Here is a 25,525-nt window from a genome sequence, read left to right as displayed (position 1 = left end):
AAACGGTAAGCTGACAGAGTGGAACCTACAGCATCTGCCTCCCTGCCCCATCGTGGTCTGTTCATCGTCTTCGAAGGCGGCGACGGCGTCGGCAAATCAACCCAGTTGAAGCTACTCCACGAGAATCTCGCAGAAGCCGGGCACAGTCTGGTCCTCACCCGTGAGCCCGGCGGAACAGGTCTTGGTGAAGCCGTCCGAGGTCTGCTGTTGCAGGCCCATTCCCCCGCTGGGGACATGCTCCACATCAGTGACCGTGCCGAAGCTCTCCTGTTTGCTGCCGCACGCGCCCAACACGTGGAAGAGCTCATCGAACCTGCCCTGCAGGCCGGCAAGATTATCCTGTCCGATCGGTACGTCGATTCGTCGCTGAGCTACCAGGGGGGAGCACGCGGGCTCGGCATCGATCGCGTCCGACAGGTCAACGAATGGGCCACCGACGGGCTCGTCCCGGACCTAACCATCTTGTTGGACCTGCCGGTAGAAGCGGCCCGGGCTCGGATGCGTGACCGGGCGGCCCACGCTGATCGGATTGAGGCAGAGGCCGACGCTTTCCACGAGCAGATCCGGCAGTCATTCCTCGCGTTGGCGGCCGACGCTGCGGAACGCTATCTGGTCATTGACGCCGATCAGGATCCGGCAGCCATCGCCCGCGTTGTCAGCCGCCGGGTTGAAGAGTTGTTGAATCGTCGGCAGGTGAGCGCCCATGTCCGTTGACACATCGCACACCTCTACCTTTGGGGTCTGGGATGCCCTCATTGGCCAGCCCGCGACCTTCGAGCAGTTGCGCGGTGAAGTCATGCGCGGCGCACCAACGCACGCCTGGCTGTTCACCGGCCCGCCCGGCTCCGGCCGGTCCGTGGCCGCTCGGGCTTTCGCCGCGGCCTTGGTTTGCCGGGAGGAACGCCCGGAGGACAAGGGGTGCGGCCAGTGCCATCCGTGCCGGTCAATTCTGGCCGACGCCCACCCCGACGTCTCGGTCTACGCAACGGAAGAGGTCCAATACCGGATCGAAGAAGTGCGTGAATGGTTGGAGCTGGCCTACCGCCGACCGGCGACCGCGCCGTGGCGGGTCATCATCGTCGAGGACGCGGACCGGATGACCGAACGCACCACCAATGTGTTGCTCAAGGCCATTGAGGAGCCGCCCGCGCACACCCTGTGGTTGCTGTGTGCTCCGTCTCCTGCCGATGTGCTGGTCACGATTCGTTCCCGGTGTCGGCCGGTCCGGCTGCAGATTCCACCGGTGGAGGCCATTACCGCACTGTTGGTGAAAGAAGGCCACGCGCCAGAGATCGCTGCTCAGGCGGTGCGACTATCGCAAGCCCACGTCGGGGTGGCCCGCTGGTTGGCGGAGCAGCCAGCGGCGATGCAGCGTCGACTCAAGATCGCGGCCTTACCCTTGCAGGCGCGCAGCGTGGCTGCTGCCACCGCCCTAGCTCAGGATCTGGTGGCGACCACCACCGAAGAGGCTACGGCCTCCTCCACCGACCGCAATGAACGCGAACTGGCGGCTCTGAAACACTCCATGGGGTTGGCCCCGGACGAGAACGTGCCACCAAAGTTGCGTTCGTATTTCAAAGAGCTGGAAGAGAACCACAAACGCAGGAACCGTCGGGCCCTCAATGACGCCCTAGACCGGGCCATGGTTGATGTGGCCAGTTTCTTCCGCGACTGTCTCAGCCTGCAATTGGGCACCGGGGCGGCGCTCGTGAACGAAGAATTGATGCCCAACCTGGGCAATTATGCCGCCGCCACGACCCCGACCCACGCGCTCACCTGCATTGATGCCATCACCGTGGCTCGCGAGCGCATCCAGTCCAATGTGCCGCACCAATTGGCGATGGAAGCACTCGCCGTGAACTTTGTCCCCGAGAACAGAAGGTAGCCCTTCCCCATGACTTCCCCCTCGCCCACCCCACGGTCCCGCCGCGCAGTCCCGGCGGGCGTTCTTGGCCTCGTTGCCGCCACGGCCCTGGTGCTTAGTGGTTGCTTCCCCACCCCCACGGCAGAAACGGAAAAGGACCAAGGTGGTTCCGGAACGACTTCCTCGGGTGCACCCGTTGCCCCGGAGGGGATTTTCGCTGAAGAAGCCATGGCGGAGTACGTCTCCCAAGAGCTGCAGTGGGACGACTGCCAGGACTTGGACAACCACGGGACCAAGTTGGAGTGCGCCACCCTCAAAGCGCCGCTCGATTACGAGGACCCGGCCAAGGGCAACATCGAGGTGGTTATGGCCCGGACGATGCCGGCCGGTAACTCCGCCCCTTCGCGCCACCTGCTCACCAACCCTGGTGGTCCCGGTTCCTCTGGCGTTGATTTTCTCAGCTGGGCTGCGGACAACGTTTTCTCGCACGAAATGAATGAGGAATTCCGTCTGACCAGCTTTGATCCGCGCGGGGTGCAGCGGTCCACGCCGGTGCGTTGTTTGACCGATGAGCAGATCGATGAGCAGCGGGCTGAACCGCAGTCTGACCCGCAGGACTTGGATTGGGATCAGGCGCTGCGGGAGGCCGAAGAGGAGGTCGAGTCCTGCCGGGAGAAATCCGGTCCGATCGTTGATCATATGGACACGGTCAGCGCCGCTCATGACATGGAGTTGATGCGGCTGGTGCTGGGCCAGGAGAAGCTGGACTACCTCGGTTTTTCCTATGGGACCGCCTTGGGTTCACGGTACGCGGAGCTCTTCCCAACCCATGTGGGCGCCATGGTCTTGGACGGTGGCATGGATCCGAGTTTGAGCGGACGGGAACTTAGCGCCCAGCAGATGGAGGGGTTCGTTTCCGCCACGCGTGACTGGGCCAGCTACTGCATCAACGAAGCTGACGACTGCCCGTTCACCGGCAGCGTGGATGATGCGTTGAAGGACATTCAGCAGCGGTTGGAGAGTCTGGACGAATCCCCGGTGACTAGTGGTGGGCGGACCGTGAATGGGGTGACGTGGCTGGATGGGTTCATCGTGCCCCTCTACGACAAGGATATGTGGCCGACTCTGGTTGATGCCTACCGTCAGGACGCGGTTGATGGCAGCCCGGCGATGATGTTGCAGTTGGCGGACTTGAACTACGACCGCAACCCTGATGGCACCTACGCATCGAATCTGGTGCAGGCCTTCGCGGCCGTCAACTGCGCCGACTACGGTGGACCGGCATTCAAGGACGAACTGGTGGGCGATTACCGCGCGTTGACGGAAGCTTCCCCACTGTTCGGCCGTTACTTCATTTCCACCAGTCTGTTCTGTACCGCGTGGCCGCACCAAGCGGAGAACGCGCCCTCGGCGGTGAAGGCTGCAGGTTCCCCCGACATCGTGGTGGTCGGCACCACCGGGGATCCGGCTACCCCTTACCGCTGGTCGCAGGCCCTGGCCGAGCAGCTGGAGAACGGCACACTTGTCACCTATGAGGGATTTGGTCACACCGCCTACGGTAAGTCCAATTGTGTGGATGCAGCGATCGAGGGTTTCTTGATCGATGGGACGGTCCCGGCAGATGGAAAAACCTGTCAAAGCTAGCTGAAAAATCGTGCTAAAGTAGCGTCGTGTGCGTTACGCACAGGCCTCCTTAGCTCAGTCGGTAGAGCGATTCCCTCGTAAAGAATAGGTCGCCGGTTCGATTCCGGCAGGAGGCTCAAATAGACAAGCGTGGCCCGCTGGCATAGAAGTGATCTTCTGCCGGCGGGCCACGCTCGTTTTTGGATTCTTGCCCTGGGTCTTGGGCTATATCTCGTGTTGGAGGGCGGCTTGCTGGGCGGCCGCAACATCTTCTTCAACCCGAGCTGCACGGAAGCGAACCTGTTCCACGGGGACTTGGCCCAGTCGGAACAGGGCCGCGGCCTCGGCCGTGGTGGCGAGCGCGTTGGAGGCGGAAGAGAGCTTGGCGTGCACCGGTCGGCACTCGTTTGGGACTGTCAGCTCATCCGAGGGGTGCTCTCGCTGGCACTGGGCGCACAGGTCGCGGACGATCGGTAATAGATCGGCCAGCTGGTTACCTAGTTCCGCTAGCTGGTTGTAATCCCCGGTGTCGGTGACCCCTTCGAGGATCTGGTGGTAGCGGTCGAGGGCGCGCACGAACCGATCGTGGGCTCGGCGCCACAGGCCTTCGCCGAGTTCACCGGTGAGCTGCCGCTGTTCTTTTCGGTGCCGAAATCGGCTCAAGAATCCTGCCACGTGATCCGTGCTTCCTGTTCGGGTTTCTAGTGGTCCATGGTCAGCAGCACTTTGCCGCGGTGCTGGCCCGAATCGAAGTATTCGTGGGCGGCTTGTGCGTCTTCAAGGTCGAAGGTGCGGTCGATATAGGTATTGACGTACCCTTCAGAGATCAGTGGCCAGACGTTGGCCCCGACTTGGCTCATGATTTTGCGTTTCTGTTTCAGGGAGCGGTCGCGCAGGGTGGAGCCACGCAGGGTCAGCTTCTTGCGCAGCAGCGAACCCATATCCAGCTCGGCGCGGGCCCCGCTTTGCAACCCGATGGTGACCATGGTGCCGAACGGAGCCAGGCTGTCCACGTTGCGTTGCAGGTACTTTGCCCCCACCACGTCGAGGATGAAATCAACCCCGGCTCCGTCAGTCATGATTTTGACCTGCTCGGCGAAATCCTGCCGCTGGTAGTTGATCACGTGGGTGGCACCCAGGTTCAAGGCGTACATCGCCTTCTCCGCTGAGGACACCGTGACGATGACGGTGCATTGCAGTGCGGCCAACAGTTGGATGGCCATTGACCCGATGCCGCCGGAGCCTCCGTGGATGAGGACCCGGTCACCGGGTCGGACCCGCTGGTCGAAGAATAAGTTGGTGTAGACGGTGGCGGCGACTTCCGGCAGCGAGGCTGCAGCGCGCAGCGAGACCGGTTCGGGGACTTCGAGGACTTGGCCGGCCGGGACGGCCACGTAGTCGGCGTAACCGCCGCCGGAAAGCAGCGCACATACCTCGGCGCCGAGGGGTAGTTGTGCCTGTTTGCTGGCGAATCGTCCGGCGCCCTTCTCTGGGGTCGGACCGTAGGCGACGACCGTCCCGGAAACTTCCAGCCCGGGGATATCGCTCATCCCGGGTTGGGGAGGATAGTGGCCGCGGCGTTGCAAGGCATCGGCCCGGTTCAGGCCTGCTGCTGCGACCTTAATAAGGACCTCCCCGGCAGCAGGTTCTGGCCGGTCGACCTCGACGATTTCAATCACTTCTGGGCCACCGGCTCCAGTAAATTTGACCGCGCGCATGCTGCCTTCCCCTTTCTGCTGGGCCACCGTTGGTGATGGTGTTTCTATTCTCCCAATTTTTTACCCCGAGCAGGTAACTGCCGTATAGTAGTCACGTCTGGATGGTTGTCCGAGCGGCCGAAGGAGCTGGTCTTGAAAACCAGTAGGCGGTGATCCCGTCTCAAGGGTTCAAATCCCTTACCATCCGCGATCCGGAAAGTCCCGTGCGTGAGTTTTTCTCCGTGCGGGACTTTCCCGTTAAGCGGCCCTCAGTTGGTTTAGGACGGCAACGGCAATGGCGTCAGCGTCACCGAGGGTGCGTGCACCCAGTTTGGTTGAGGCCCCTGCTTCTGCCGCGATGGCTGTCCCCCATTGGGCTGAGGATAGTTGCAGGCCCAGCACGAAAATGTTCTCTTCGCCCGCATCGTTGCGCAATCGGTAGGGTCTGCCGGTGACGTCCAGCCCCTGCCCCGCCACAGCCAGGCCATCTTCGTTGGTCAAGACCCACGGCCGCGCCAGCTTTTGGTCAAGGAGTTCTTGTAGGAACACTGAGGCGGTGAGCTGGATCTGGTTGGCAGGCATCATCGCTTCAACGAGGTAGCGCGCCCGGACAGGTTCATCGTGCACCCACGGGCTCATCACTTGGAAGGTATCCCGGTGCTGTTCGACTTCGAAGACGGGGGTGGGGCCCATGAACTGAACGATGCCGGCCTCGGCCAGAGCCAAGAGTTCGGCGATCCGCTGGACGGGTGGGCCGGAGGCCAGACCCTCAATCATGGGGCCGAACCAGCCGGCGAGGTCACGAATTCGGGATGGGTCGGTGATCTTCTGTTCGCGGACCAGTTCCTTCAAGAGTTCTCGACACCGATGCAGGGCACCGATGGCGATCTTCAGCGGGGAACTCTCCCCCGCCAAGGAGGAATCAATGTCGTGGGCGAGGAACTCTTTAACCCACTGCTGGTACTGCTGCGCGTTCGCGAAGGTGAGGCCTTCGGCAGGTTGTGCGAGGGCTCGGACGTCGAGCCAGCGCTGCTCCGGGGCGTAAGCGGCCAAGAGTTCTTCGGCTTGGGATTGGGTGACTTCTTCACCGTGGTGTGCCGAGTCCAGCATGGTTTCTAACCGGAGGAGGAACTCTTCGGGGTCTCGGGCAAAGACATCGGATCGTTCCCGAGCCAGGGTGCGGTAGTAGGTGAGCAACACGTCACGGTTGATCAGCGGCCACAAGTGGGCGCGGAAGTCGAGTTTGCCGAACCGTGCCACCAGTTCTTCCACGTGCTCTTCGGTGAAGTAGCGCAGCTGCACAGCGCGGGGGTAGTACGAATCAAGGTTCGCTTTGCCCCGGTAGGGCACGCCGCGGCGGGAAGCAGCGTAGATGATCGGTTCCGCGCCCGAGGGCTGATACGTCAACCGACCTGGCTCCTGCGCGGGTAGGAAACGTCCGCCACGGCCCTGAGTTAGCGCAATCATCACGTCAAAGAAGTTCAGGCCCAGCCCGCGCATCAGGACCGCTTCCCCGGCCGGGATCTGGTCCCATTCCACGTCACCGGAAATGTTGGGTTCGATGTAGCCCAAGTTGTGCTCGGCGGCCTGATCCGCCAGCAAACGCTGGTTCGGGTTCAGCCGGGCCGGGACGTGGCCGAGTGCGAGCACCAGAGTGTCCGCCGTGAAGACATGCTGGTCAGCCTGTACTTGATAGCGGCCGTCCTCGAGCTTACGCACACCGGTAGCCAATGATTGGTGGAACGTGATCCGGTCGATCTCCGGGCGCTGTTCCAAGGCGGCGACCACCGCGTGATACTGATCTGAGAGGTAGGCACCGTATAACGCTCGGGGTGGGAAGCCATCGGCGCGCAGTTCGGCACACATGTGTTCCACGGACGGGTTGTGCACCCCGCCGGTCCCGTCCTGTTGTTGGGCCAGCCATTCTTGGAAGGACTGGCCCACTGAGGAGCCGGCCAGCTCTTCGAGGGTCTGTCCTACCGGCGCAACGGTGGGGAACAGCGCCGGGGTGTTCATCAGGAATAGGGGGTCTTGGTCTTGACGCCAGACGTGCCCGGCACCTGGTGCGTAGGGGTCGATCACGTCCAGACTGAGCCGTACTTGGGCGCCGTGTGGGTGGGTCCCGGATTCGAGGTTGGCTAAGAGCCGTTCGAGGAAGGACGTGCCGCGCGGACCGGCACCAATCAGCACACAGTGAAAACTACCCATGAAACTCAAGCTTAGTACCCTGCGGGTTCTAGGATGGTGCTCATGAGTGAGCATGATCCGTACCTTTGGTTAGAAAACATCCACGGCGACGACGCCCTGAGCTGGGTGCGGGAGCAAAACGCTGCCACCGAGGCCGAGTTATACGATGACCAGTACCGACGCTTGGTAGCAGAACATCTTGAGGTGTTGAACTCCGCGGAGAAGATCCCGGCACCCTCCCAGCGCGGGCAATACGTTTACAACTTTTGGCAGGATGCCGAGCACCCGCGTGGGTTGTGGCGGCGCACGCCGGTCGACAGCTACGCCTCTCAGAACCCAGAGTGGGAAGTCCTGCTCGATGTGGACGAACTTTCCGCGCAGGAAGGCGTCGAGTGGGTTTTCACTGGCGCTTCCCCACTTCGCCCGGACGATGACCGTGCCATGGTGGCGCTATCGCCCGATGGCGGTGATGCTACCCAGCTGCGCGAGTTCGATCTGCGCCGTGGCTCGTTCCGGGACGCCAGCGAGGATGGTTTCTTCGTCGAGACCGCCAAGACGTGGTTCAGCTGGCTGGATGCCGACACCCTACTGGTTGCGGTTCCCCTCGATGATTCTGACACCACCGCTTCGTCCTACCCCGCCACCGTGCGGCTTTTGCGCCGGGGTACCGAGTTGGCTGATGCTCCCGTGATTTTCTCCACCTCGTTGGACCATTTGGGCACCTCTGCCGGTTTCGATCCGGACCCTGACTATCCTCGGCTCCTGGCCAGTGACGTCATCGACTTCTTCAACGCCCGCGAATACGTGCACACCGGCACGGACTTCCACGACCCGGTTTTCACGCAGATCCCTGTCCCCACCCACATGCGGGTTTCCTTCCACAAACAGTGGATGCTCCTGTACCCACGTGAAGAGTACAAGTACGCACCGGGCCAGCTGGTGCCCGGCGGTTCGCTGTTGATCGTGAATGCCGAGGAGTTTTTGACCGGGAACGCGATCCCCACTGTGGTTTTCACCCCGGATGACTCCAGCGCCCTCCAGTCCTGGACGTTCCTCTCGGATGCGCTGGTGTTGAATGTCTTGCAGGATGTGGCCACGACGGTACTCGCCTTCCATCTGCAACAAGATCAGGACGATGTGAAGGTATCCGCCCTAGACGTTGACACGAGTGTGCTGACCGGATCGGATCAGTACCAGATGTTCTCCTTCAGCCGGGTGGATCGCTTCGGACCGGACCCGGATGAGTTGTGGTTGACGACCACCGGTTTCCTGACCCCGACCACGCTCTACCGAGCCAAGTTTGATGTGGATCTGTCGGCACAGAAGGCCACCTTGCGGGCAACCGTGGTAAAACGTTCTCCGGCTTTCTTCGACGCGGAACAGTACCGGGTGGAGCAGCACTTTGTGCGGAGCAAGGACGGCACCTCCGTGCCGTATTTCATGATCAGCGCCAAAGACGCGGTCTTGGACGGGAAGAATCCGACGTTGTTATCCGGCTACGGTGGTTTCCAGCTGTCCCGCACCCCGGGTTACGAGCCGGCTGTCGCTATTGGCTGGCTCGACCAAAAAGACAGCGAGGGCCGACATGGGGTTTACGTGCTGGCCAATATCCGTGGTGGCGGTGAATACGGTCCGCGTTGGCATCAAGCAGCATTGCAGCAGCATCGGCACCGGGCGTACGAAGACTTCGCGGCCGTCGCGCAAGACTTGGTGGCGCGAAACGTCACAGCTCCCCAACATCTGGCCGCTGCCGGTGGTTCCAATGGCGGTTTGTTGATCGGGAACATGCTGATGCAGTATCCGGAGTTGTTTGGGGCGCTCTCCTGCGGCGTGCCCCTGTTGGATATGCGCAGGTACACCCAGTTGTCGGCAGGACACTCGTGGATCGCCGAGTATGGTGACCCTGATGTGCCCGAGCAGTGGGAGTTCATCAAGACCTTCTCCCCTTACCACCTCGTTGATGAGCTCAGTGATGAGCAGCTTAAGCAGCTACCGGCCACACTGATTTGGACGGCAACCAGCGATGATCGGGTAGGACCTGTCCAAGCGCGGAAACTGGCCGCGAAACTCTTTGAACGCGGCGCCGATCAGATGCGTTTCCACGAGGTTCTCGACGGTGGGCACTCTGGAGCTGCAGACCAGCAGGCACGGGCAGAACTGTTGGCCCGCTACCAGCGTTTCCTGTTCGACAGGGTTGCTGTTCAGTAGGATCGAACTAGGACTAAAACTCCTAGTTGAGAGGACACCACAGAATGCGTTTGTCTACACGAAACCAACTCAAAGGCGTTGTCGAGTCTGTCGACCTGTCTGAAGCGATGGCCGTTGTTCGGGTCAAGGTTGGTGAGAATGTTTTCACCTCATCCATCACACGCGCGGCCGCCCAAGATTTGGGTCTAGCGGAAGGCAAAGATGTCTACATCTTGATCAAGTCGACGGATGTCCAATTGGGTGTGGACGACTAGGCACTGTGGTCGGTTCAGCGGGCTCAATCGTTTTGCAGAATGAGCCCGCCGTAGCCTACCCTAGGAGAGTTACATTTTTATGTAACTCGGATGGAGACGTGCCAGAGAGGCCGATTGGACTTCACTGCTAATGAAGGGTCTGGGTTAAACCGGACCGGGGGTTCGAATCCCCCCGTCTCCGCAGCTGGATCCCCGTCAACTCAACGAAGTTGGCGGGGATCCGTCTATTTCGCACAACGTTTCCCTACACAAGATGTGTGCAGAAGGTGTCATGAGCCAACCACAATTCACGATCACGAAGTCTTTCGCTGCCAGTAGTGCCGAACTTTGGGAGGCGTGGACGGATGCGACCGTGTTCGCCACGTGGATGGAACCCTACGGTGTCGACCCCTCTTCCGTGGTCATCCAGCCGCACTTCGGCGGCAAGTATTTCTACACCATGGTGAACGCGGAAACCGGTGATGAGTTCCACACCGGAGGTGTCTTTCTGGAAGTAACCCCAACGCAAAGACTTTCCATGACGTGGGGCGAGCCAGGCTCGCCTGTGGAAGAATCACCTCGACTCACACTGTCCTTTAGCGAACGCGAGCAAGAGACCGAGTTGGTCTTCCACCTACACGGGTTCTCCGGCGAACCAGGTGACGGTTTCGTCTACGACGGCTGGGATAGGGCGCTGACCAATCTGCAGAACTAGTGCGCTGAAAAGCGAAGTTGAGACTACTTAGACATGATTTCGCACTCGGACGATTTCCGAGTGAGATACATCTGTCCATCTGGTGCTTTGCCAATCGCGTTCGTGACCGCGTGCTTGATGAGCGTATCGGCACGGGAAGCGGCTTCTTCAATGCTTTCGGCTTCTACTTCAAGGTCGACTTCAATCAGCCGGTCAGAAGCCCGCAGGTAGACGAACGACTCAAGCACCTCGGAATGCTCTTCTGCCAGCGACAAAAGGTAGTTCTTGATCTTGGTTGACTTGGCCTCGAGCATTTCCGCGTTACTGGCTTCGGTTGCGGTGTAGACACCGGTAAACGATACATGCATGGGTCCGGTCCCCTTTCCATTGGGACAGGCATCGGCAACCAGTCCCGTGGGTTGCTGTTGAACCTACCGGTGGCGCACGGCGCGGTCAAGGGTTTTGGGACACTGTGACTAAAGTTTTTAAAGTGTTGCGGCCGCGATGGAGGACTCGGGGGCTGTCCGCAATAATCAGGTTTTTAGGAGCGTAGTCACGGCCTGCGTGCTTGAATGGCTGTATGACTACACAGCCCTCACACTCGCACCCGAAGGGCCTGAAGAGATTCTTGGCCCTACTCCTACTACCCGCACTGCTGTTTCTCACCGCCTGTGAGATCTCGATGCACACGAAGTTCCACGAGAACAATACCGCCGAAATGCGGTCGGAAATGAAGTTCACCGAACAGGAAACCAGCCTGCTGAAAATGTCAGGCGAAGAGGTCACCTGTGAAGAATTGATGAAGGACACAACTTCCTCGTCGAACCCGGACGTCGAGGTTAGCTACGAAGATCTTTCCACTGACAAAGAGTTGCACTGCGTTGCTTCCATCCCGCCGCAGCCGCTGAAGGAAACTTTCCCCGACGATGACTCGGGGTCCATCACCAATGAGAATGGTGTTTACACTCTCACCATCCCTTCTGAGGAATTCGGCGAGAACTCCCCAGAAGCCGCCGCGTTTGCAGATGCCGTGACCTTCGCTGCTGTCTTTGAGTTCCCGGGCGATGTCATCGAAGCTTCCGCCGGCACCGTTGAGGGCAACAAGGTCACCATTTCCAAGTTGTCTGACTTGCAGAACGACGTCACCATCAAAGCTCATTCGACAACCGGAGGGGTCGGTTCTTCTATCATGATGTGGGTCTTAATCGGACTTGTTGCACTCCTGCTCATCGGTCTCATTCTCTGGCTGGTTCTGCGCGGCAAGAAGGGTAACCAAGAGCACCCGCCTGCAGGTCCCGGCTACCCAGGCAACTACGGCCAACCTGGTCCGCAGCAGCCTGGTCACCGTCCGGAAGGTTTCCAGCCGCAGCCGGGCCACCAACCGGGCCAGCAAGGCTACGGTCATCCCGGTCAGCAGCCACCTGCTCAGCAAGGTAACCCGCAAGGGTACCAGCAGCCAGGGCAGGGGCAGCCGAATCCTCCTCAACCCGGGCAGCAGCCTCCGGTTCAGCGTCCTGACGGTCAACCGCAGCCACCGCGTGAGGGTGAACCACCGACACCTCCGCAGCAGTAACGGATAGCGCTTAAGCGAAAGCGAGGTCCTAGCTCCCAAGAACTATTGGGGCTAGGACCTCGCTTTTTGCTGTTTTTAGCGCTTAGGCTCTAGAGGTCTTCGGCGCGAAGTTGCTCCGGGGTCTTGATGGATAGCAGACCCGGTGCGATATCAAAGACGGTTTTAGCGCCGTGGTCGCCGGCCTGCGCCAGACGGTGGACAGCCCTGGCGTAGGTTGTTAGTACGGACGCCGTGAACTCAGGGTTGGATTCCAAGGCCAGCCGGTACTCGACGACTTGGTTGGTGTCGGGGGAGGTCTGACCGGAGCGGATCACGAAACCGCCGTGCGGCATGGCCTGGTGGTCACGTTCGAGTTCTTCTTGTGTGATGAAGTTGACGGTTGTGTCGTAGTCAGCGAAGTAGTCCGGCATGGTCACGATCGCTTCTTCGACCGCGGCCTGATCCGCGCCCTCTTCCAAGACTACGAAGCATTCGCGCACATGCTTGTCCCGGGTTGCCAGTTCTGGTCGAGTACCGGAGCGGACTTCTTCAATGGCTTTCTCGGAAGGCAAGGTGTACTGGACACCTGCGGCCACGCCGTCGACCCGGCGTACAGCGTCAGAGTGGCCTTGGGACAGGCCTCGGCCCCAGAACGTGTAGGTGTCACCGTCGGGGACGATCGCCTCACCGATAATGCGGTTGATGGAAAACATGCCGGGGTCCCAGCCACAGGAAATCAATGCGGTCTTGTTGGCGGCCCGGGCAGGGGCGTCAACGGCGGCATAGTATTCGGGGATCCGGGCGTGGGTGTCGAAGGAGTCAACGGTGTTGAACAGGGCAGCCAGTTCTGGGCCTTGTTCGGGCAGATCGGATTTTGATCCGCCGCAGAGGATGAGCACATCGATCTTGTCTTGGAATTCAGGCAATTCGTTCCAGGCGTACACCGTGGTGGCGGGCTGGGCCGTATGGACATCCTCTGGGTTACGGCGGGAGAAGACACCGACCAGTTCCATGTCCGGGTTTTTCTGAATGGCAGCTTCTACACCTCGTCCGAGGTTGCCGTAGCCTGCGATTCCGATGCGGATCTGTGCACCCATATAGTGTGTTTCCTTCTCTACCCTTGCGGGGTTGGTGGGGGTCAAAGTGGTATGAAAAGTTTTTAGCTGATGAGACCGGCGTCGCGGACAGCTTCGCGCTCTTCGCGCAATTCGTTAACGGACACGTCTAGCCGGTCGCAGGCAAACGGGCTCATGTCTAGGTCTGGCACGATGGTGTATTCACCGTTGGTGCAGGTGACCGGGAACCCACAGATGAGGCCCTCTGGGACACCGTATGAACCATCTGAGGGGACGCCCATTGAGACCCAGCGTTCGCCAGTGCCGTTGATCCAGTCCCGCATGTGGTCCAAGGCCGAGGAGGCTGCCGAGGCTACCGATGATCCGCCGCGGATCTGGATGATCTCTGCGCCCCGGTTGGCCACCGTTGGGATGAAGGTCTCGCGGTACCAGTCTTCGCTCACCAGCTCGAGTGCGGGGGTGCCGCCGATCAGGGTATGAGCGAGGTCGGGGAACTGGGATGCGGAGTGGTTACCCCACACCGCGAACTTTTCAATGTCGTTTACAGCCGACCCGGTTTTTGTCGCGAGCTGGCCGAGCCCACGGTTATGGTCCAGACGCATAAGTGCGGTGAAGCGTTCGGCCGGAACGTCTGGCGCGTGCTTCGCTGCGATGAGAGCGTTGGTGTTAGCCGGGTTTCCTACCACGACCACGCGGATGTCATCAGCAGCGTGGTCGTTGATGGCTGCGCCCTGCGGCCCGAAGATTTGGCCGTTAGCGGCCAGCAGGTCGGCGCGTTCCATGCCTTTGGTTCGCGGGCGGGCACCGATGAGCAGACCCACGCTAGCGCCTTCGAAGGCGGTGTTTGGATCGTCAAAGGTGTTAACTTCGCTCAGCAGCGGAAAGGCGGAGTCAGTCAGTTCCATGGCTACACCGGCAGCGGCTTGTGCAGCTTCTGGGATTTCGAGCAGGTTGAGTCGAACTCTGGTGTTTGCCCCATAGATGGCGCCGGCAGCTGCCCGGAACGCGGTGGCATATCCGATCTGCCCGGCTGCACCAGTGATCGTGATGGTTTTGACGTCTGAGGTCACGTTAGTCGCTTCCCAATTGTTGATCGCGTTCGGCCATGATCTCTAAGAATTGGCGGGCTTCCGGTTCGGAGAGCTCGGTGTTGGCGGCCAGCAGCGCGGCACCGGATTCCAAATCGCCATCTCGCACCATTGCCGCGAGCTGGTCGTGGACCCACGGTCCCAGATCATCCGAGGAGATCCGAATAGTTTCTTCGTCACGGGTGACTTGCAGTTCAAAGGCTTGGTTGCGCAGGGTCGGTTCTTCGCCCCAAGACTCTGGGACCGTGAAGTCATCGAATTGGCGGGAGAGTTCCTCGCTCAGCCCTGGTAATTCGAGCTGGTTCTCCGGGACAACGTCAAGACCGTCATGGTCGAGTTCACCGGAGTCGAGTTCTTCAAAGTCGACGGCATCGTGAGCGGCCAAGTCATCGGCGAATGGATCAGCCTGCTCGGCCTGAGCTTGCCGTGCTTGGGTGGGGTAAGTCGCCAAGGCATTGACCGCGAGCAGGGAATCCAAGACACTGGCACCCGTCAGCTGTTGGAAAGCCTGTGCCGCAAGCTGGTGCTGACCGCGGGCGATCAGACCGTAGATCCGCTTGTGCTGCTCGGGATTGAGCTTGGCTGCAGCCTCCTGCGCGTCCTGCTCCGTGACCGGTTTGGACAGGGCTTTGAGCCCGGCGAAGAAACCCGGTTCGCTGGAAGAGCCGGATGAGCTGGTTGGACGGGATTTGAAGAGGCGGTACGCACCGAGAGTCAGGACGACGATTCCGACCACGATGGCCAATGGCACTAAGTATTCACCCATGCATTCCATACTATTGGGTTCGACCGACGTTTGGACACCGGTGTGAGGCAAACATCATCTTCACGGATGACTCTCACTGTGCTAGGCACAGATAGGATGGTGGCTGTGTTTGAGACAAAACTTGATCTAGCGGCCATCGCCGGGGCGTTCAAAGCCTACGATGTGCGAGGCATTGTCGGCGATTCCATCACGACGGACTCCGTGTTTGCGACCGGAGCCGCTTATGTAGATGTATTGGATGCGGCTGGGAAGACCGTTCTGGTCGGGGGCGATATGCGCCCGGACTCGGCCGAATATGTGGCAGCCTTCGCTGCTGGGGCACAGGCACGCGGTGCCCGCGTCAAGGACCTGGGACTGATCTCGACCGACATGCTATACTACGCGTGCGGTGTGCTGGACGCACCCGGTGTAGTCTTTACCGCCTCCCACAATCCGGCCGGTTATAACGGCATGAAGATGGCCAAGGCTGGCGCCGTGCCCATTTCTGCCGATACCGGTCTGTTTGCGATCCGCGACCAAATGCTCGAATATCTCCAAGCCGGTGAAGTTCCGGCCGTCACGACACCCGGTGACTACGAGAAGCTCGATGTGCTCAGCGGATACGCCGAGTACCTGCGTTCACTCGTGGACCTGTCGCAGATTCGTCCGCTGAAAGTCGTGGTTGATGCAGGCAACGGCATGGCCGGCCGCACCACCCCGGCCGTCTTGGGCGACTCAATTCTCCCCGGACTTCCGCTGGAGATCATCGATCTCTACTTCGACCTTGACGGGACCTTCCCAAATCACCCGGCCAACCCGCTCGAGCCGGAGAATCTGGTCGATCTGCAGCAGGCAGTTCGCGAGCACCAGGCAGACATCGGTTTGGCTTTTGACGGTGACGCGGATCGCTGCTTTGTCATCGACGAACTTGGCGCCCCGGTCAGCCCCTCCGCCATCACAGCCATGGTTGCCGAACGAGAAATCGCCCGCGCCAAAGCTGATGGTGAACAGACCCCGGTAATCATTCATAATCTGATCACCTCCCGAGCAGTACCGGAGTTGGTTGCCGAGCTCGGGGCGCGAGCCGTGAAGACGCGCGTGGGGCACTCCTTTATCAAGGCCGTGATGGCCCAAGAGTCTGCGGTGTTTGGTGGCGAACACTCAGCCCACTACTACTTCCGGGATTTCTTCAACGCCGATACCGGCATGCTGGCAGCCATGCATGTCCTCGCCATGTTGGGCCAGCAGGACAAGCCGCTGAGTGAATTGGCTGAAAAGTACGACCCGTACGTGGCCTCTGGGGAGCTCAACTCCGAGGTAGAAGACAAGCAAGGTGCCATCGACAAGGTGGTCGCCGCCTTTGCTGATCGCGGCGTCGAACTAGACACCATGGACGGCACCACGGTAAGCAGCATTGACGGCTCCTGGTGGTTCAACCTGCGCCCATCCAACACCGAACCGTTCCTCCGCTTCAACGGTGAGGCAACGACCCCGGAGATTCTGGCCAACGTCCGCGATGAGGTTCTGGGGTTGGTGCGCAGCTAGATGGCACGCACACTCATTCTGCTGCGCCACGGCAAATCAGATTGGACGCAGCCGGTCTCCGACCGTGACCGCCCCTTGGCCAAACGCGGCCGGAAGCAAGCCCCGATCAGCGGACAGTGGCTGGCTGAGCAGGGTCTGATCCCAAACTTCGTGGTGGTCTCCCCCGCCGTCCGAGCACAACAAACCTGGGAACGGGTAGAAGAGCCGCTCATGGCTGCGGCCCAAGACGAAGTCCGGGTTCAAACCGAGGAATGGGCCTACACGTTCGCCGGGTCGGACCTGATGGCGCTGTTGGAATCCATCCCAGATCCGGTCCACACCGTGATGCTGGTCGGGCACAACCCCGCGTTCGAGGAGCTGGCCGAAACCTTGACCGGAGATTTCGTACGAATCAAGACCTCCGGCCTGGTGGTCCTTGATTTTCCCGATGTCGGCTTCACCCCGGGAACCGGACGGCTGCGCTACGCCGGCCGACCTGCCGACGAGCTCGATGAGAAAGAAAGCGCCTGAACCGATTTTTCACATCAGTCGCAGAGCTCTCCCTATAATGAGAAAGCACGCCAATGACTATGCCCACGACCAAGGAGCAGCTAATGTCCAGCGATCTTAACCATGTCCCCACCTGGGTTGATTTGTCGGTCCCCGATGTAGCTGCAGCCAAAGAATTGTATGGCTCCCTGCTGGGTTGGACCTTCCAAGACCAGGGTCCTGACATGGGGCATTACAATATTGCGCTGGTCGACGGCGAGCCGGTAGCCGGGCTCATGCAGACTCAAGGCGATGAGCCTGCCGTGTGGACCCCCTACTTCGACACCGATGACATCGACGCTTCCGTCGAGGCCGTGAAACGGCACGGCGGTTCAGTCATGATGGAGCCGATGGAGATCCCCGGAAACGGCCACATGGCGATCGCCGTGGATCCGACCGGTGCAGTCTTCGGTCTGTGGCAAGATGGCGAATTCAGCGCAACCGAACTTGGTGCCAAACACGGCCAGTTCGCCTGGACCGAGTGTGTGACCAAGGACTTTGATGCGGCGCTGCCCTTCTACATCGACGCATTGGGCTGGGACGCCAAGGAGATGGGCAACGAAGAGAATTTCCGGTACGTGACCAACGGCGCCGGCGACGCCGCGATTTCCGGTTTATTCGATGCGGCAGGTGTTTTGGACGAAGAGACCCCGTCGCACTGGCGGGTCTACTTCGCGGTCTCGGACACCGATGCAGCGATTCAACGTTTGGTCGAGGCCGGCGGAAAACTCTTGGACGGTCCGGAGGACACCATGTTTGGCCGGATCGCCACCGTCGTTGACCCCCAGGGCGTCCACTTCATGTTGGTGAGCTAGGGGCACACCAACCACAACTACTATTTCTGAGGCGGTGCGGTCAAAGACTGTACCGCCTCAGCCATGTTCACACCCTTTGCCGTTAAAGCCGGTGGGCGGCGCTACTTCCGTTGTTGGAAGCGGCGCCGCCCACGCGGTTTAGCAGTGCTGTGGTTTACAGGGCGTTGACCCGGTTCTTCAGTTCTTCGAACTGCTGTGCCATGGAGGCCGGCAGTTCTTCACCGAAGTTGTCATACCAGACTTTGATCTTCTCGATTTCAGCGAGCCATTCGTCCTTGTCGACAGCGATGGCCTCCGCGAACTGTTCTTCAGTCATGTCCAAGCCGGTCAAGTCCATGGACTCGTAGGTTGGGACAAAACCGACCGCGGTTTCGTTGGCGTCAGCCGTGCCTTCGATCCGCTCGACGGCCCATTTCAGGACACGGGAGTTGTCGCCGAAGCCTGGCCAAGCGAAGCCGCCATCTGCGGTGCGACGGAACCAGTTGACCAAGAAGATCTTCGGCAGGTTGGCCTCGCCGTGGTCCTTGGTGACGGTATCCCAGTGGTTCAGGTAGTCACCTGCGTTGTAGCCGATGAATGGCAGCATGGCCATCGGGTCACGGCGGACGTTACCGACGGCGCCTTCGGCAGCGGCCGTGGTCTCCGAAGACAGGGTGGAACCGAAGAAGATGCCGTGCTGCCAGTCGCGGGACTGGGTCACCAACGGGATGGTGGTCTTGCGACGGCCACCGAACAGGATGGCGTCGATCTTGACGCCCTGCGGGTCGTAGTATTCCTCGGCCAGCATGTCCAACTGATCGATCGGAGTGCAGAAACGGGAGTTCGGGTGGGCTGCCGGGGTGTCAGACTCCGGAGTCCATTCGTTGCCGCGCCAGTCGGTGAGCTTGGCTGGGACCTCGTCCGTCATGCCTTCCCACCAGACGCCGCCGTCTTCGGTGAGCGCGACGTTGGTGAAGATGGAGTTGCCCTTTTCGATGGCGCGCATGGCGTTCGGGTTGGTGGACCAGCCGGTGCCTGGCGCTACGCCAAACAGGCCGTACTCTGGGTTCACACCGCGGAGCTCGCCGTCCTTGCCGAAGCGCATCCAGTTGATGTCATCACCCAAGGTTTCTGCTTTCCAACCCTCGATGGTTGGGTCCAGCAGCGCCAGGTTGGTCTTACCGCAGGCCGACGGGAAGGCACCAGCAATGTGGTAGGCCTTGCCTTCCGGGGAGATCAGCTTGAGGATGAGCATGTGCTCGGCCAACCAGCCCTCGTCTTGGGCCATGACGGAGGCGATACGCAGCGCGTAGGCCTTCTTACCGAGCAGGGCGTTACCGCCGTAGCCGGAACCGTAGGACCAAATGGAGCGGTCTTCTGGGAAGTGAACGATCCACTTCTCGTCGTTGCATGGCCATGGCACATCTTCTTGGCCTTCGGCCAGCGGGTAACCCACCGAGTGGATGGCCGGGACGAAGAACGCGTCGGTCTCATCGATCTTGGCCAGCACGTCGGAGCCGATTTTGGCCATAATGCGCATGGAAGCGACCACGTATGGGGAGTCGGTGATTTCAATACCGAACTTCGGATCTTCAGCGTCGAGGTGCCCCATGACGAATGGGATGACGTACATGGTGCGCCCGCGCATGGAGCCATCGAACACGCGGTTCAGGTTTTCCATCATCTCTGCTGGGGCCATCCAGTTGTTCGTGAAACCGGAGTCTTTTTCATCTTCCGAGCAGATGAAGGTGCGGGATTCGACGCGGGCGACGTCGGCTGGATCAGAGAACGCGGCAAAGGAGTTAGGGAACTTCTCGTCATTGAGCCGGATAAGCGTTCCGGAGTCCACCATTTCCTGGGTCAGCCGGTCATTCTCTTCAGCGGATCCATCCACCCAATAGATGCGGTCTGGTTTTGTCAGTTCTGCGACGCCCTTGACCCAGTCAAGGATTCGCTTGCTCTTGGTCGGGGCATTGCTGAGATCGTCACTGATCGAAGCTTGGGTGGCGTTATCTGCCATTGCCTTCCCTCCGTTGGGTGTTTGCGACAGGTAGTGTTGGTCGTTTCGCCTGTTAAAAAGAAGCGGCACTCAGACCGCCTCATATGCCCCTTACACTATCACCCAACATCATGTATTACGCGGGGCCCGTGCTGGCTTTCAGCACAGACCCGCGAGTATGTGGCAACTCTCACACGGAGCCTCATGCGGGCCGGTGAACGAATGTGAGAGCGCAATCACAGCGCCCAAAATTTGGCAGCGCCGATCCGGGTGTGTATAGTTTATTGAGGTCAGTCACCCAGTCGGTGGTGAACATGATCAAGCGCCCATAGCTCAGCTGGATAGAGCGTCTGTCTACGGAACAGAAGGTCAGGGGTTCGAATCCCTTTGGGCGCGCTTTTTCTTTTAAGCCACTTTTTCTTTTCGCACTTCCGACGCGGAACTTCGCAATCAGCTATCGCGCCGCGGAACCTCGAAATGCTCGAGTCTGGCGTCCCGGCCATCCAGTTCAGCCCAGGAGCCGGCAATGCTGAAAGCACACAGACCCAGCGGTGGATAGTTGGACGCCATGGCGAGCACCGCGTCTTCATCGGAATCGCCACTGGAAAGCCGCATAGCCACATCTTGGACTGTGGGCATATGCCCGACCATAAGAAGAGTGTCGACCGACTCCGGGGTTTCATTGATGATGCTGATCAGCTCGGTGGCATCGGCCCCGTAGATTCTGGAATCAAGATAGGGCGTGGGAGCTTTTTCGCCTAGCTGCTCACAGACCCACAGGCAGGTTTGCCGGGTCCGTAACGCGTCGGAGCAAATGATGGCATCCGGGATCCAGTTGTTGGCTTTCATCCAGCGGCCGGCCGCTGGTGCGTCGCTAGCACCAGATGCGGCCAGCGGGCGCAAGCGGTCACCGGCCTGATGCGCTAGAGCAGTTGCCGTGAGGTCTGGTAGCGCGGGAGATGTTTGGAACAGCTGGGCCTGCTCGACAATGACATCGGCAGCATCGATGGCCGGCGCGTAGTCGGCTTTGGCGTGCCGGAGCAGGATCAGTCGTTTGGCCATCTAATTAGATGGTGTATTCCGGTGCCGCCCAGACGACAACTTCAGGGTGCTCGTAGAAGCGGTATCCCTGACCGCGTACGGTGCGGACGGTGTTGGAGAGTCGACCCAGCTTGGAACGCAGGCGACGAATGTGCACGTCAATGGTGCGCTCGTTCGGCACTTCATCGGAGTTCCGCCAGAGGGTATTGAGCAGCTCGTCGCGGCTGACGGTCTTGTCAGCGTTTTCCACCATGTAGTTCAGCAGCTCAAATTCTTTGAAGGTTAGGTTCAGGACTTCGCTGTCGAGTTGAACTTCGCGGCGGGAAAGGTCGATCAGCACGCCGGAGTGCTGGGCCGTCTGAACTGGAGCTTGCTCGACGCGAGCACCACGGTTGGCCGTAGGGTCGCCGAGCACGACGCGGACGACGTCTAGATCGTCGCCTTTTGCGCTGGCTGGGGCCAAAGCAACTGCGGCATGGGTCTTGGCAGAGGGCGCCAAGGACTGGATCTCGCGGCGAACTTGGGCCGCCAACCGAGACAGGGTCAGCTGGTGGGACGCGGCCGACTCTTCGTCTAGACCGACATAAATGACGAAGCCGCGGGCGACAGTGTCTTGGCTGACGGCTTGCGGACCAGGGGCACCGGTGGGGGCAACAATGGTTGCAGGCTCTTCTTCCTGACGTAAGGCATAAGGTCCAACACCGTACTCCATGCGGCGGGCATACTCTGGACGGAGCTGCTTTGCTTGTGCGGCGCGTTTTTGCGCGTTCCGGACGGAGATGTGGTTGTACCCAGGCGATACGGACATGCGATGTCTTCCCTGCTTCGTGCGAATGAAACTGCTAGTTCTGCAATTCGGGTCATCGTCTGTTTTGATGCTCGAACTACGAACCTGTGAACTCCCCTAACAGAGACTCACAAGTTTGAGTGTGGTGTGTAACAAACTGAATTGGCAAGTAACATTCAATACTAGATCTCACATAGTGAGATTATGAGCAGTTTTTGTGACCAAGCTCACAGGATTTTTGACGTGAAACATTTGCTCAACATTATTCGATCGACCTGAAACAGTCGCTTCACAACAGTCGAGCGCCCGAGCAAGCATTACGAGAAACCCCTCCCTGAATCCCACTCTTTGCCCGTTTTTTCGCATCTTTATTACTCAATGGTAGTGGCCAGATCACCTAAATGCCCCGGCGCAAGCCCAGAAGCATATGCGCAAGCAAAATTCAAGAGCGCTCAGCTAAACCCTTCTTAAATTTACGGGATTTACTCAATACCGCTAGCTAACTGACTTGTCAACCCCTCAGCTTTAGGACGAGGTCCCGAAGAGTCGGTCCCCCGCATCGCCGAGACCCGGACTGATGTAAGCGGTCTCCGTCAGTCCCTCATCAAGGGAAGCGATGTACAGATCAACATCAAGATCGGCAGCGTGCTCTTCCAGCTGCGCGATGCCTTCTGGTGCGGCCACGATGCAGATACAACTCAGAGAAGCGGCGCCTGCCTCACGCAGGTAATGCAGTGCAGCCACCATGGTGTTGCCGGTGGCCAGCATGGGATCCAAGATGAACACGTGGCGACCGGTCAGATCCGCCGGCAACCGTTCGGCATAGGTTTCGATCTCTAGGGTCTGTTCGTCCCGGACCATGCCGAGGAAACCGACCTCCGCTTCCGGCAGGAACTTGCTCATACCTTCGAGCATCCCGAGACCGGCTCGCAGGATCGGCACGATCAGCGGGGTCTCGCCGCTCAGTTCGCTGCCCACGGTCTCGCAGACCGGAGTCGTCACGGATTTCGGCGCTGTCGGCAGCTTTGCGGTGGCTGGATAGGCCAAGAGCTGGACTATTTCATTGGTGAGCTGCCGGAAGCCGGTCGCGGTGGTGTTCTCGTCGCGGAGCTGGGTGAGCTTGTGGGCAATGAGCGGGTGGTCGACCTGATGAATTCGCATAGCCCCAAATCTAGCAGCGGTGTTCTAGTGTTGAAGGTTGTGAGCGATCATTTTTCCGTGGACGAGTTCGGGCCTTGGCTGGAACTTGCTTTCGAGCAGGCCGGGCACTGTGCTGCCAGTGCGGATGTGCCGGTCGGCGCTGTCGTTGTCGATCGTGACGGTCAAGTCATCGGCCGAGGCTACAACCGACGTGAGGTGCTTGGGGACCCGACGGCTCATGCGGAGATTCTCGCCCTGCAGGAGGCCTCTCAGGCCGTAGGTAGTTGGCGGCTTGATGGTTGCACGCTCGTGGTGACTTTGGAACCCTGCGTGATGTGCGCGGGAGCGATTTCTTTAGCGCGGATTCCCCGCTTAGTTTTTTCGGCTTGGGAGCCAAAGACCGGAGCCGTAGGTAGTCTCTATGACGTGTTGCGTGATGGCGTCCTGAATCATCAGGTCGAGGTCTACGGTGGCATCCAGGAAGAACGTGGGAAACGGCTCTTGCGTGACTTCTTTGCCCAGCATCGTGACCGTAGCAACTGAGCCCGTCTTCCGGTTTCGTAGGCTCTTTGTGAATGCGATACACTACAACAGTTTGGTGACGTGTCCGAGCGGCCGAAGGTGCAACACTCGAAATGTTGTGTGCAGTGACCCTGCACCGTGGGTTCAAATCCCACCGTCACCGCCACAGAAGAAATCCCGGTTCAGAGTTCTGCAGTGAACTCCGGACCGGGATTTCTCGCTTTTATTTCGTCTCTGGTTCCGGGATGCTGGCGTTTTCAGCCGCTGGTTCCGGTACGCCGTTCTTGTGGTCGCGATGATGTCCCCGGTGGTCTCTGACCGCCCACCAGACCCTGTGCGCGAGAATCACAACCCCGGCCCATGCCAGCCCCAACAGGAATGCAGCCAGCACATCGGTGAACCAGTGGTGGCCCAAGAATATTCGGCTCAGTCCCAAACCCACCACGAAAACGGTGCACAGCGCGATCGCCAAAATGCGTTGGCTCGTCTTGGTGAACTCGATGAACAGCAGGTAGGCGACCACGGTCATGATTGCTGTCGCATTGAGCGTGTGCCCGGAGGGGAAGGAAGCTGAATGCTCGTAGGGCGGGACCGCGTGTTCGAGCGCTGGGCGTTCCCGTCCAATGAGGCGTTTGCCTGCGATCGTCATGATCAAAGACCCTGCGGCCACGGATGCCACGAGGATTAGGGCTCGCCATGATTTCGAGGACCAGGATAAGAGGATCACGGCAATGATCGCCAAGATCGTCATGCCGATCGTGCCGCCCAAGTTGGTGAACCAGGTGACCGCTCGATCCAGCTCGGGTGAGCGCCACGCAAGCATCTGCTGCAAAATGGGTTCGTCCAGTTTCGCGGCTCCAGAAGATTCCCGGACCCATTCGTAGACTTCCGCCGCACCTGCTACTAGGCCGGTCACAAGTGCGCCGCCGACGACCAAGGTGACCGCCATCAGCGAGTATGGGGCGTACTTGGTCGGGATTTTCTCCGGCCAGTACTGGTGGACGGTATACCCAAGACGACGGGCGGCAGATTTGGTGGCGTCGAGATTCATAGGCTTAGCCTACAATTCTCCGAGCCAGCCAGCCTGCCGCCCGTTGGTTTTGGTGTGGTGACCTTAGGCGTTCTTGTTCTTCAGGATGACCTTCAGTGCCTTGTGCTCACCGGCGTTGGCGAACACCTCCCAGGCATGATCTATGTCCTGCAGGTCAAAGGTGTGAGTGCCCATCTTCTCGGCCGGCAGTTTGCCGCTCTGCACCATCTTGAGCAGGGTTTTCATACTGGTGGCATCGACCAAACCGGTGGTCATCTTGATGTTTGAGATCCAGAGCTCGTGCAGTGGAAAGTCAATTGATTTTCCATGGACCCCAACGTTTGCGATGGTTCCGCCTGGGCGGATTGCCTGCAGGGCCGTGTCAAAGGTTTCCGGGTAGCCCACGGCTTCGATCGAAACGTCGACGCCGAGTCCGTCTTCGGATAGATCTTTGATCTTCTGCAGCAGGTCGGGGTCGTTGGCATTGATCGTGTGGGTGGCACCGAATTCGAGGGCCTTCTCCAGGCGGAACTCATTGGTGTCAACCGCGATGACGGTGGAAGCACCCCACAGCCCAACGGTCATGATGGCGCCGAGGCCAACCGCACCGGCCCCGACCACTACAACGCTGTCACCGGGTTTGACGCCACCGTAGAGCACACCCATTTCATAGCCGGTTGGCAGGGAGTCCGAGAGGAAGATCGCGGCTTCGTCGGTGACATCTTCGGGCAGCTTGACCATGGAAGTGTCTGCGTAGGGAACCCGGACCTGTTCGGCGATGGTGCCGTTGATCAGGTGACCGAAGATCCAGCCGATCCCGCCCACGGACTGGCAGTGGGAGGGCATCGCGGCAATACAGTAGTCACACTTACCGCATTTGGTGATGCAGGACAGGATTACGCGGTCGCCTTCCGCGAAGTTGGTGACCGCATCCCCCACTGCGATGACCGTCCCGACGCCTTCGTGGCCCAGAATCGTGCCGGGCTGAACCGCTGGCACATCGCCGGAGAGGATGTGCAGGTCAGTACCACAAATGGTCGTGGTATCGATGCGGATGATTGCGTCCGTCGGGTCTTGGATGACCGGGTCGGCAACCTCATCCCAAGATTTGTTGTTCGGGCCGTGGTAGACAAGAGCTTTCATGAGCTTCCCCTAGCTAAATAGCGTCTTCT

Annotated in this window: 24 protein-coding genes and 5 tRNA genes; 16 read left to right on the top strand and 13 right to left on the bottom strand. The window is 59.8% G+C overall.

Features of this window, described 5'->3' with window-relative positions:
* Nucleotides 1-18 precede the first annotated feature (18 nt).
* From tmk to ACFFFR_RS07720, 4 genes are all read left to right on the top strand, one after another.
* On the top strand, nt 19-714 hold the full coding sequence (gene tmk / locus ACFFFR_RS07735; protein WP_377459301.1) for a dTMP kinase: 696 nt from the start codon (nt 19-21) through the stop codon (nt 712-714).
* Nucleotides 704-1,885 carry a DNA polymerase III subunit delta' gene (locus ACFFFR_RS07730; RefSeq protein WP_377459300.1) on the top strand — a complete coding sequence of 394 codons (1,182 nt, stop codon included), beginning with the start codon at nt 704-706 and terminating at the stop codon, nt 1,883-1,885. Before tmk ends, ACFFFR_RS07730 begins: the two co-directional genes overlap by 11 nt.
* 9 nt (nt 1,886-1,894) lie before the next feature.
* Complete coding sequence (locus ACFFFR_RS07725) at nt 1,895-3,508, top strand: alpha/beta hydrolase (RefSeq protein WP_377459298.1); 1,614 nt, start codon at nt 1,895-1,897, stop codon at nt 3,506-3,508.
* Between the two features lie 43 nt (nt 3,509-3,551).
* Nucleotides 3,552-3,624 (top strand) — tRNA-Thr (locus ACFFFR_RS07720).
* An 88-nt stretch (nt 3,625-3,712) separates the two neighbouring features.
* Here the strand turns inward: ACFFFR_RS07720 and ACFFFR_RS07715 are convergent.
* Both ACFFFR_RS07715 and ACFFFR_RS07710 read right to left on the bottom strand, forming a co-directional pair.
* Nucleotides 3,713-4,150, bottom strand: coding sequence for a hypothetical protein (locus ACFFFR_RS07715; RefSeq protein WP_377459297.1), 438 nt, complete (start codon nt 4,148-4,150; stop codon nt 3,713-3,715).
* Nucleotides 4,151-4,188: 38 nt separating this feature from the next.
* Nucleotides 4,189-5,205, bottom strand: coding sequence for an NAD(P)H-quinone oxidoreductase (locus tag ACFFFR_RS07710; protein WP_377459295.1), 1,017 nt, complete (start codon nt 5,203-5,205; stop codon nt 4,189-4,191).
* Nucleotides 5,206-5,304: 99 nt separating this feature from the next.
* Here ACFFFR_RS07710 and ACFFFR_RS07705 point away from each other — a divergent pair.
* A tRNA-Ser gene (locus ACFFFR_RS07705) sits at nt 5,305-5,392 on the top strand.
* Between the two features lie 50 nt (nt 5,393-5,442).
* Here the strand turns inward: ACFFFR_RS07705 and ACFFFR_RS07700 are convergent.
* Nucleotides 5,443-7,392 (bottom strand): FAD/NAD(P)-binding protein, encoded by a 1,950-nt coding sequence (locus ACFFFR_RS07700; RefSeq protein WP_377459293.1) that lies wholly within the window; start codon nt 7,390-7,392, stop codon nt 5,443-5,445.
* Nucleotides 7,393-7,434: 42 nt separating this feature from the next.
* Here ACFFFR_RS07700 and ACFFFR_RS07695 point away from each other — a divergent pair, with 42 nt between their 5' ends.
* From ACFFFR_RS07695 to ACFFFR_RS07680, 4 genes are all read left to right on the top strand, one after another.
* Nucleotides 7,435-9,579: a prolyl oligopeptidase family serine peptidase gene (locus ACFFFR_RS07695; protein WP_377459291.1), complete on the top strand. Its 2,145-nt coding sequence runs from the start codon at nt 7,435-7,437 to the stop codon at nt 9,577-9,579.
* A gap of 44 nt (nt 9,580-9,623) precedes the next feature.
* Nucleotides 9,624-9,833, top strand: coding sequence for a TOBE domain-containing protein (locus tag ACFFFR_RS07690; protein WP_377459289.1), 210 nt, complete (start codon nt 9,624-9,626; stop codon nt 9,831-9,833).
* Between the two features lie 92 nt (nt 9,834-9,925).
* Nucleotides 9,926-10,014: transfer RNA gene (locus ACFFFR_RS07685), tRNA-Ser, on the top strand.
* A 90-nt stretch (nt 10,015-10,104) separates the two neighbouring features.
* Nucleotides 10,105-10,527, top strand: coding sequence for an SRPBCC family protein (locus ACFFFR_RS07680; protein WP_377459287.1), 423 nt, complete (start codon nt 10,105-10,107; stop codon nt 10,525-10,527).
* A gap of 23 nt (nt 10,528-10,550) precedes the next feature.
* On the opposite strand, the gene ACFFFR_RS07675 is transcribed toward ACFFFR_RS07680, so the two are convergent.
* Nucleotides 10,551-10,874 carry a hypothetical protein gene (locus ACFFFR_RS07675; protein ID WP_377459285.1) on the bottom strand — a complete coding sequence of 108 codons (324 nt, stop codon included), beginning with the start codon at nt 10,872-10,874 and terminating at the stop codon, nt 10,551-10,553.
* Nucleotides 10,875-11,086: 212 nt separating this feature from the next.
* On the opposite strand from ACFFFR_RS07675, the gene ACFFFR_RS07670 reads away from it, so the two are divergent.
* Nucleotides 11,087-12,079 (top strand): hypothetical protein, encoded by a 993-nt coding sequence (locus ACFFFR_RS07670; protein WP_377459283.1) that lies wholly within the window; start codon nt 11,087-11,089, stop codon nt 12,077-12,079.
* Between the two features lie 89 nt (nt 12,080-12,168).
* Here ACFFFR_RS07670 and ACFFFR_RS07665 read toward each other — a convergent pair whose 3' ends face one another.
* From ACFFFR_RS07665 to ACFFFR_RS07655, 3 genes are all read right to left on the bottom strand, one after another.
* Nucleotides 12,169-13,155, bottom strand: coding sequence for a diaminopimelate dehydrogenase (locus ACFFFR_RS07665; protein ID WP_377459281.1), 987 nt, complete (start codon nt 13,153-13,155; stop codon nt 12,169-12,171).
* Nucleotides 13,156-13,217: 62 nt separating this feature from the next.
* Entirely contained in the window at nt 13,218-14,204 is a 987-nt protein-coding gene (locus ACFFFR_RS07660; protein ID WP_377459279.1) for a malate dehydrogenase, read from the bottom strand.
* A gap of 1 nt (nt 14,205) precedes the next feature.
* Entirely contained in the window at nt 14,206-14,988 is a 783-nt protein-coding gene (locus ACFFFR_RS07655; RefSeq protein WP_377459277.1) for a hypothetical protein, read from the bottom strand.
* A gap of 105 nt (nt 14,989-15,093) precedes the next feature.
* Here ACFFFR_RS07655 and ACFFFR_RS07650 point away from each other — a divergent pair, with 105 nt between their 5' ends.
* The 3 genes from ACFFFR_RS07650 (at nt 15,094) to ACFFFR_RS07640 (ending at nt 17,855) form a co-directional block, all read left to right on the top strand.
* Nucleotides 15,094-16,512 (top strand): phosphomannomutase/phosphoglucomutase, encoded by a 1,419-nt coding sequence (locus tag ACFFFR_RS07650; protein ID WP_377459275.1) that lies wholly within the window; start codon nt 15,094-15,096, stop codon nt 16,510-16,512.
* Nucleotides 16,513-17,022: a SixA phosphatase family protein gene (locus ACFFFR_RS07645; protein WP_377459274.1), complete on the top strand. Its 510-nt coding sequence runs from the start codon at nt 16,513-16,515 to the stop codon at nt 17,020-17,022.
* Nucleotides 17,023-17,105: 83 nt separating this feature from the next.
* The gene (locus tag ACFFFR_RS07640; protein WP_377459272.1) at nt 17,106-17,855 is read left to right on the top strand and encodes a VOC family protein; all 750 of its coding nucleotides are present in this window, start codon (nt 17,106-17,108) and stop codon (nt 17,853-17,855) included.
* Nucleotides 17,856-18,009: 154 nt separating this feature from the next.
* Here ACFFFR_RS07640 and ACFFFR_RS07635 read toward each other — a convergent pair whose 3' ends face one another.
* Nucleotides 18,010-19,854 carry a phosphoenolpyruvate carboxykinase (GTP) gene (locus ACFFFR_RS07635; RefSeq protein WP_377459271.1) on the bottom strand — a complete coding sequence of 615 codons (1,845 nt, stop codon included), beginning with the start codon at nt 19,852-19,854 and terminating at the stop codon, nt 18,010-18,012.
* A gap of 301 nt (nt 19,855-20,155) precedes the next feature.
* Between ACFFFR_RS07635 and ACFFFR_RS07630 the strand changes: the two genes are divergently transcribed.
* Nucleotides 20,156-20,229: transfer RNA gene (locus tag ACFFFR_RS07630), tRNA-Arg, on the top strand.
* A 54-nt stretch (nt 20,230-20,283) separates the two neighbouring features.
* On the opposite strand, the gene ACFFFR_RS07625 is transcribed toward ACFFFR_RS07630, so the two are convergent.
* The 3 genes from ACFFFR_RS07625 to upp form a co-directional block, all read right to left on the bottom strand.
* Nucleotides 20,284-20,895, bottom strand: coding sequence for a SixA phosphatase family protein (locus tag ACFFFR_RS07625; RefSeq protein WP_377459269.1), 612 nt, complete (start codon nt 20,893-20,895; stop codon nt 20,284-20,286).
* A 4-nt stretch (nt 20,896-20,899) separates the two neighbouring features.
* Nucleotides 20,900-21,682: a winged helix-turn-helix domain-containing protein gene (locus ACFFFR_RS07620; protein WP_377459267.1), complete on the bottom strand. Its 783-nt coding sequence runs from the start codon at nt 21,680-21,682 to the stop codon at nt 20,900-20,902.
* Between the two features lie 504 nt (nt 21,683-22,186).
* Nucleotides 22,187-22,822: a uracil phosphoribosyltransferase gene (gene upp, locus ACFFFR_RS07615; protein ID WP_377459265.1), complete on the bottom strand. Its 636-nt coding sequence runs from the start codon at nt 22,820-22,822 to the stop codon at nt 22,187-22,189.
* 39 nt (nt 22,823-22,861) lie between these two features.
* On the opposite strand from upp, the gene tadA reads away from it, so the two are divergent.
* Both tadA and ACFFFR_RS07605 read left to right on the top strand, forming a co-directional pair.
* A complete protein-coding gene (gene tadA / locus ACFFFR_RS07610) occupies nt 22,862-23,344 on the top strand; it encodes a tRNA adenosine(34) deaminase TadA (RefSeq protein WP_377459263.1) in 483 nt (160 codons plus the stop codon).
* A gap of 54 nt (nt 23,345-23,398) precedes the next feature.
* Nucleotides 23,399-23,489: transfer RNA gene (locus tag ACFFFR_RS07605), tRNA-Ser, on the top strand.
* A gap of 57 nt (nt 23,490-23,546) precedes the next feature.
* Here ACFFFR_RS07605 and ACFFFR_RS07600 read toward each other — a convergent pair.
* Together ACFFFR_RS07600 and ACFFFR_RS07595 are read right to left on the bottom strand one after the other, a co-directional pair.
* Complete coding sequence (locus ACFFFR_RS07600) at nt 23,547-24,374, bottom strand: phosphatase PAP2 family protein (protein WP_377459262.1); 828 nt, start codon at nt 24,372-24,374, stop codon at nt 23,547-23,549.
* A gap of 63 nt (nt 24,375-24,437) precedes the next feature.
* Nucleotides 24,438-25,496, bottom strand: coding sequence for a zinc-binding dehydrogenase (locus ACFFFR_RS07595; protein ID WP_377459260.1), 1,059 nt, complete (start codon nt 25,494-25,496; stop codon nt 24,438-24,440).
* Nucleotides 25,497-25,525: the final 29 nt, after the last annotated feature.

Source organism: Micrococcoides hystricis (assembly GCF_042434215.1).
GTDB lineage: Bacteria > Actinomycetota > Actinomycetes > Actinomycetales > Micrococcaceae > Micrococcoides > Micrococcoides hystricis.
This window is presented reverse-complemented; position numbering and strand designations above follow the sequence as displayed.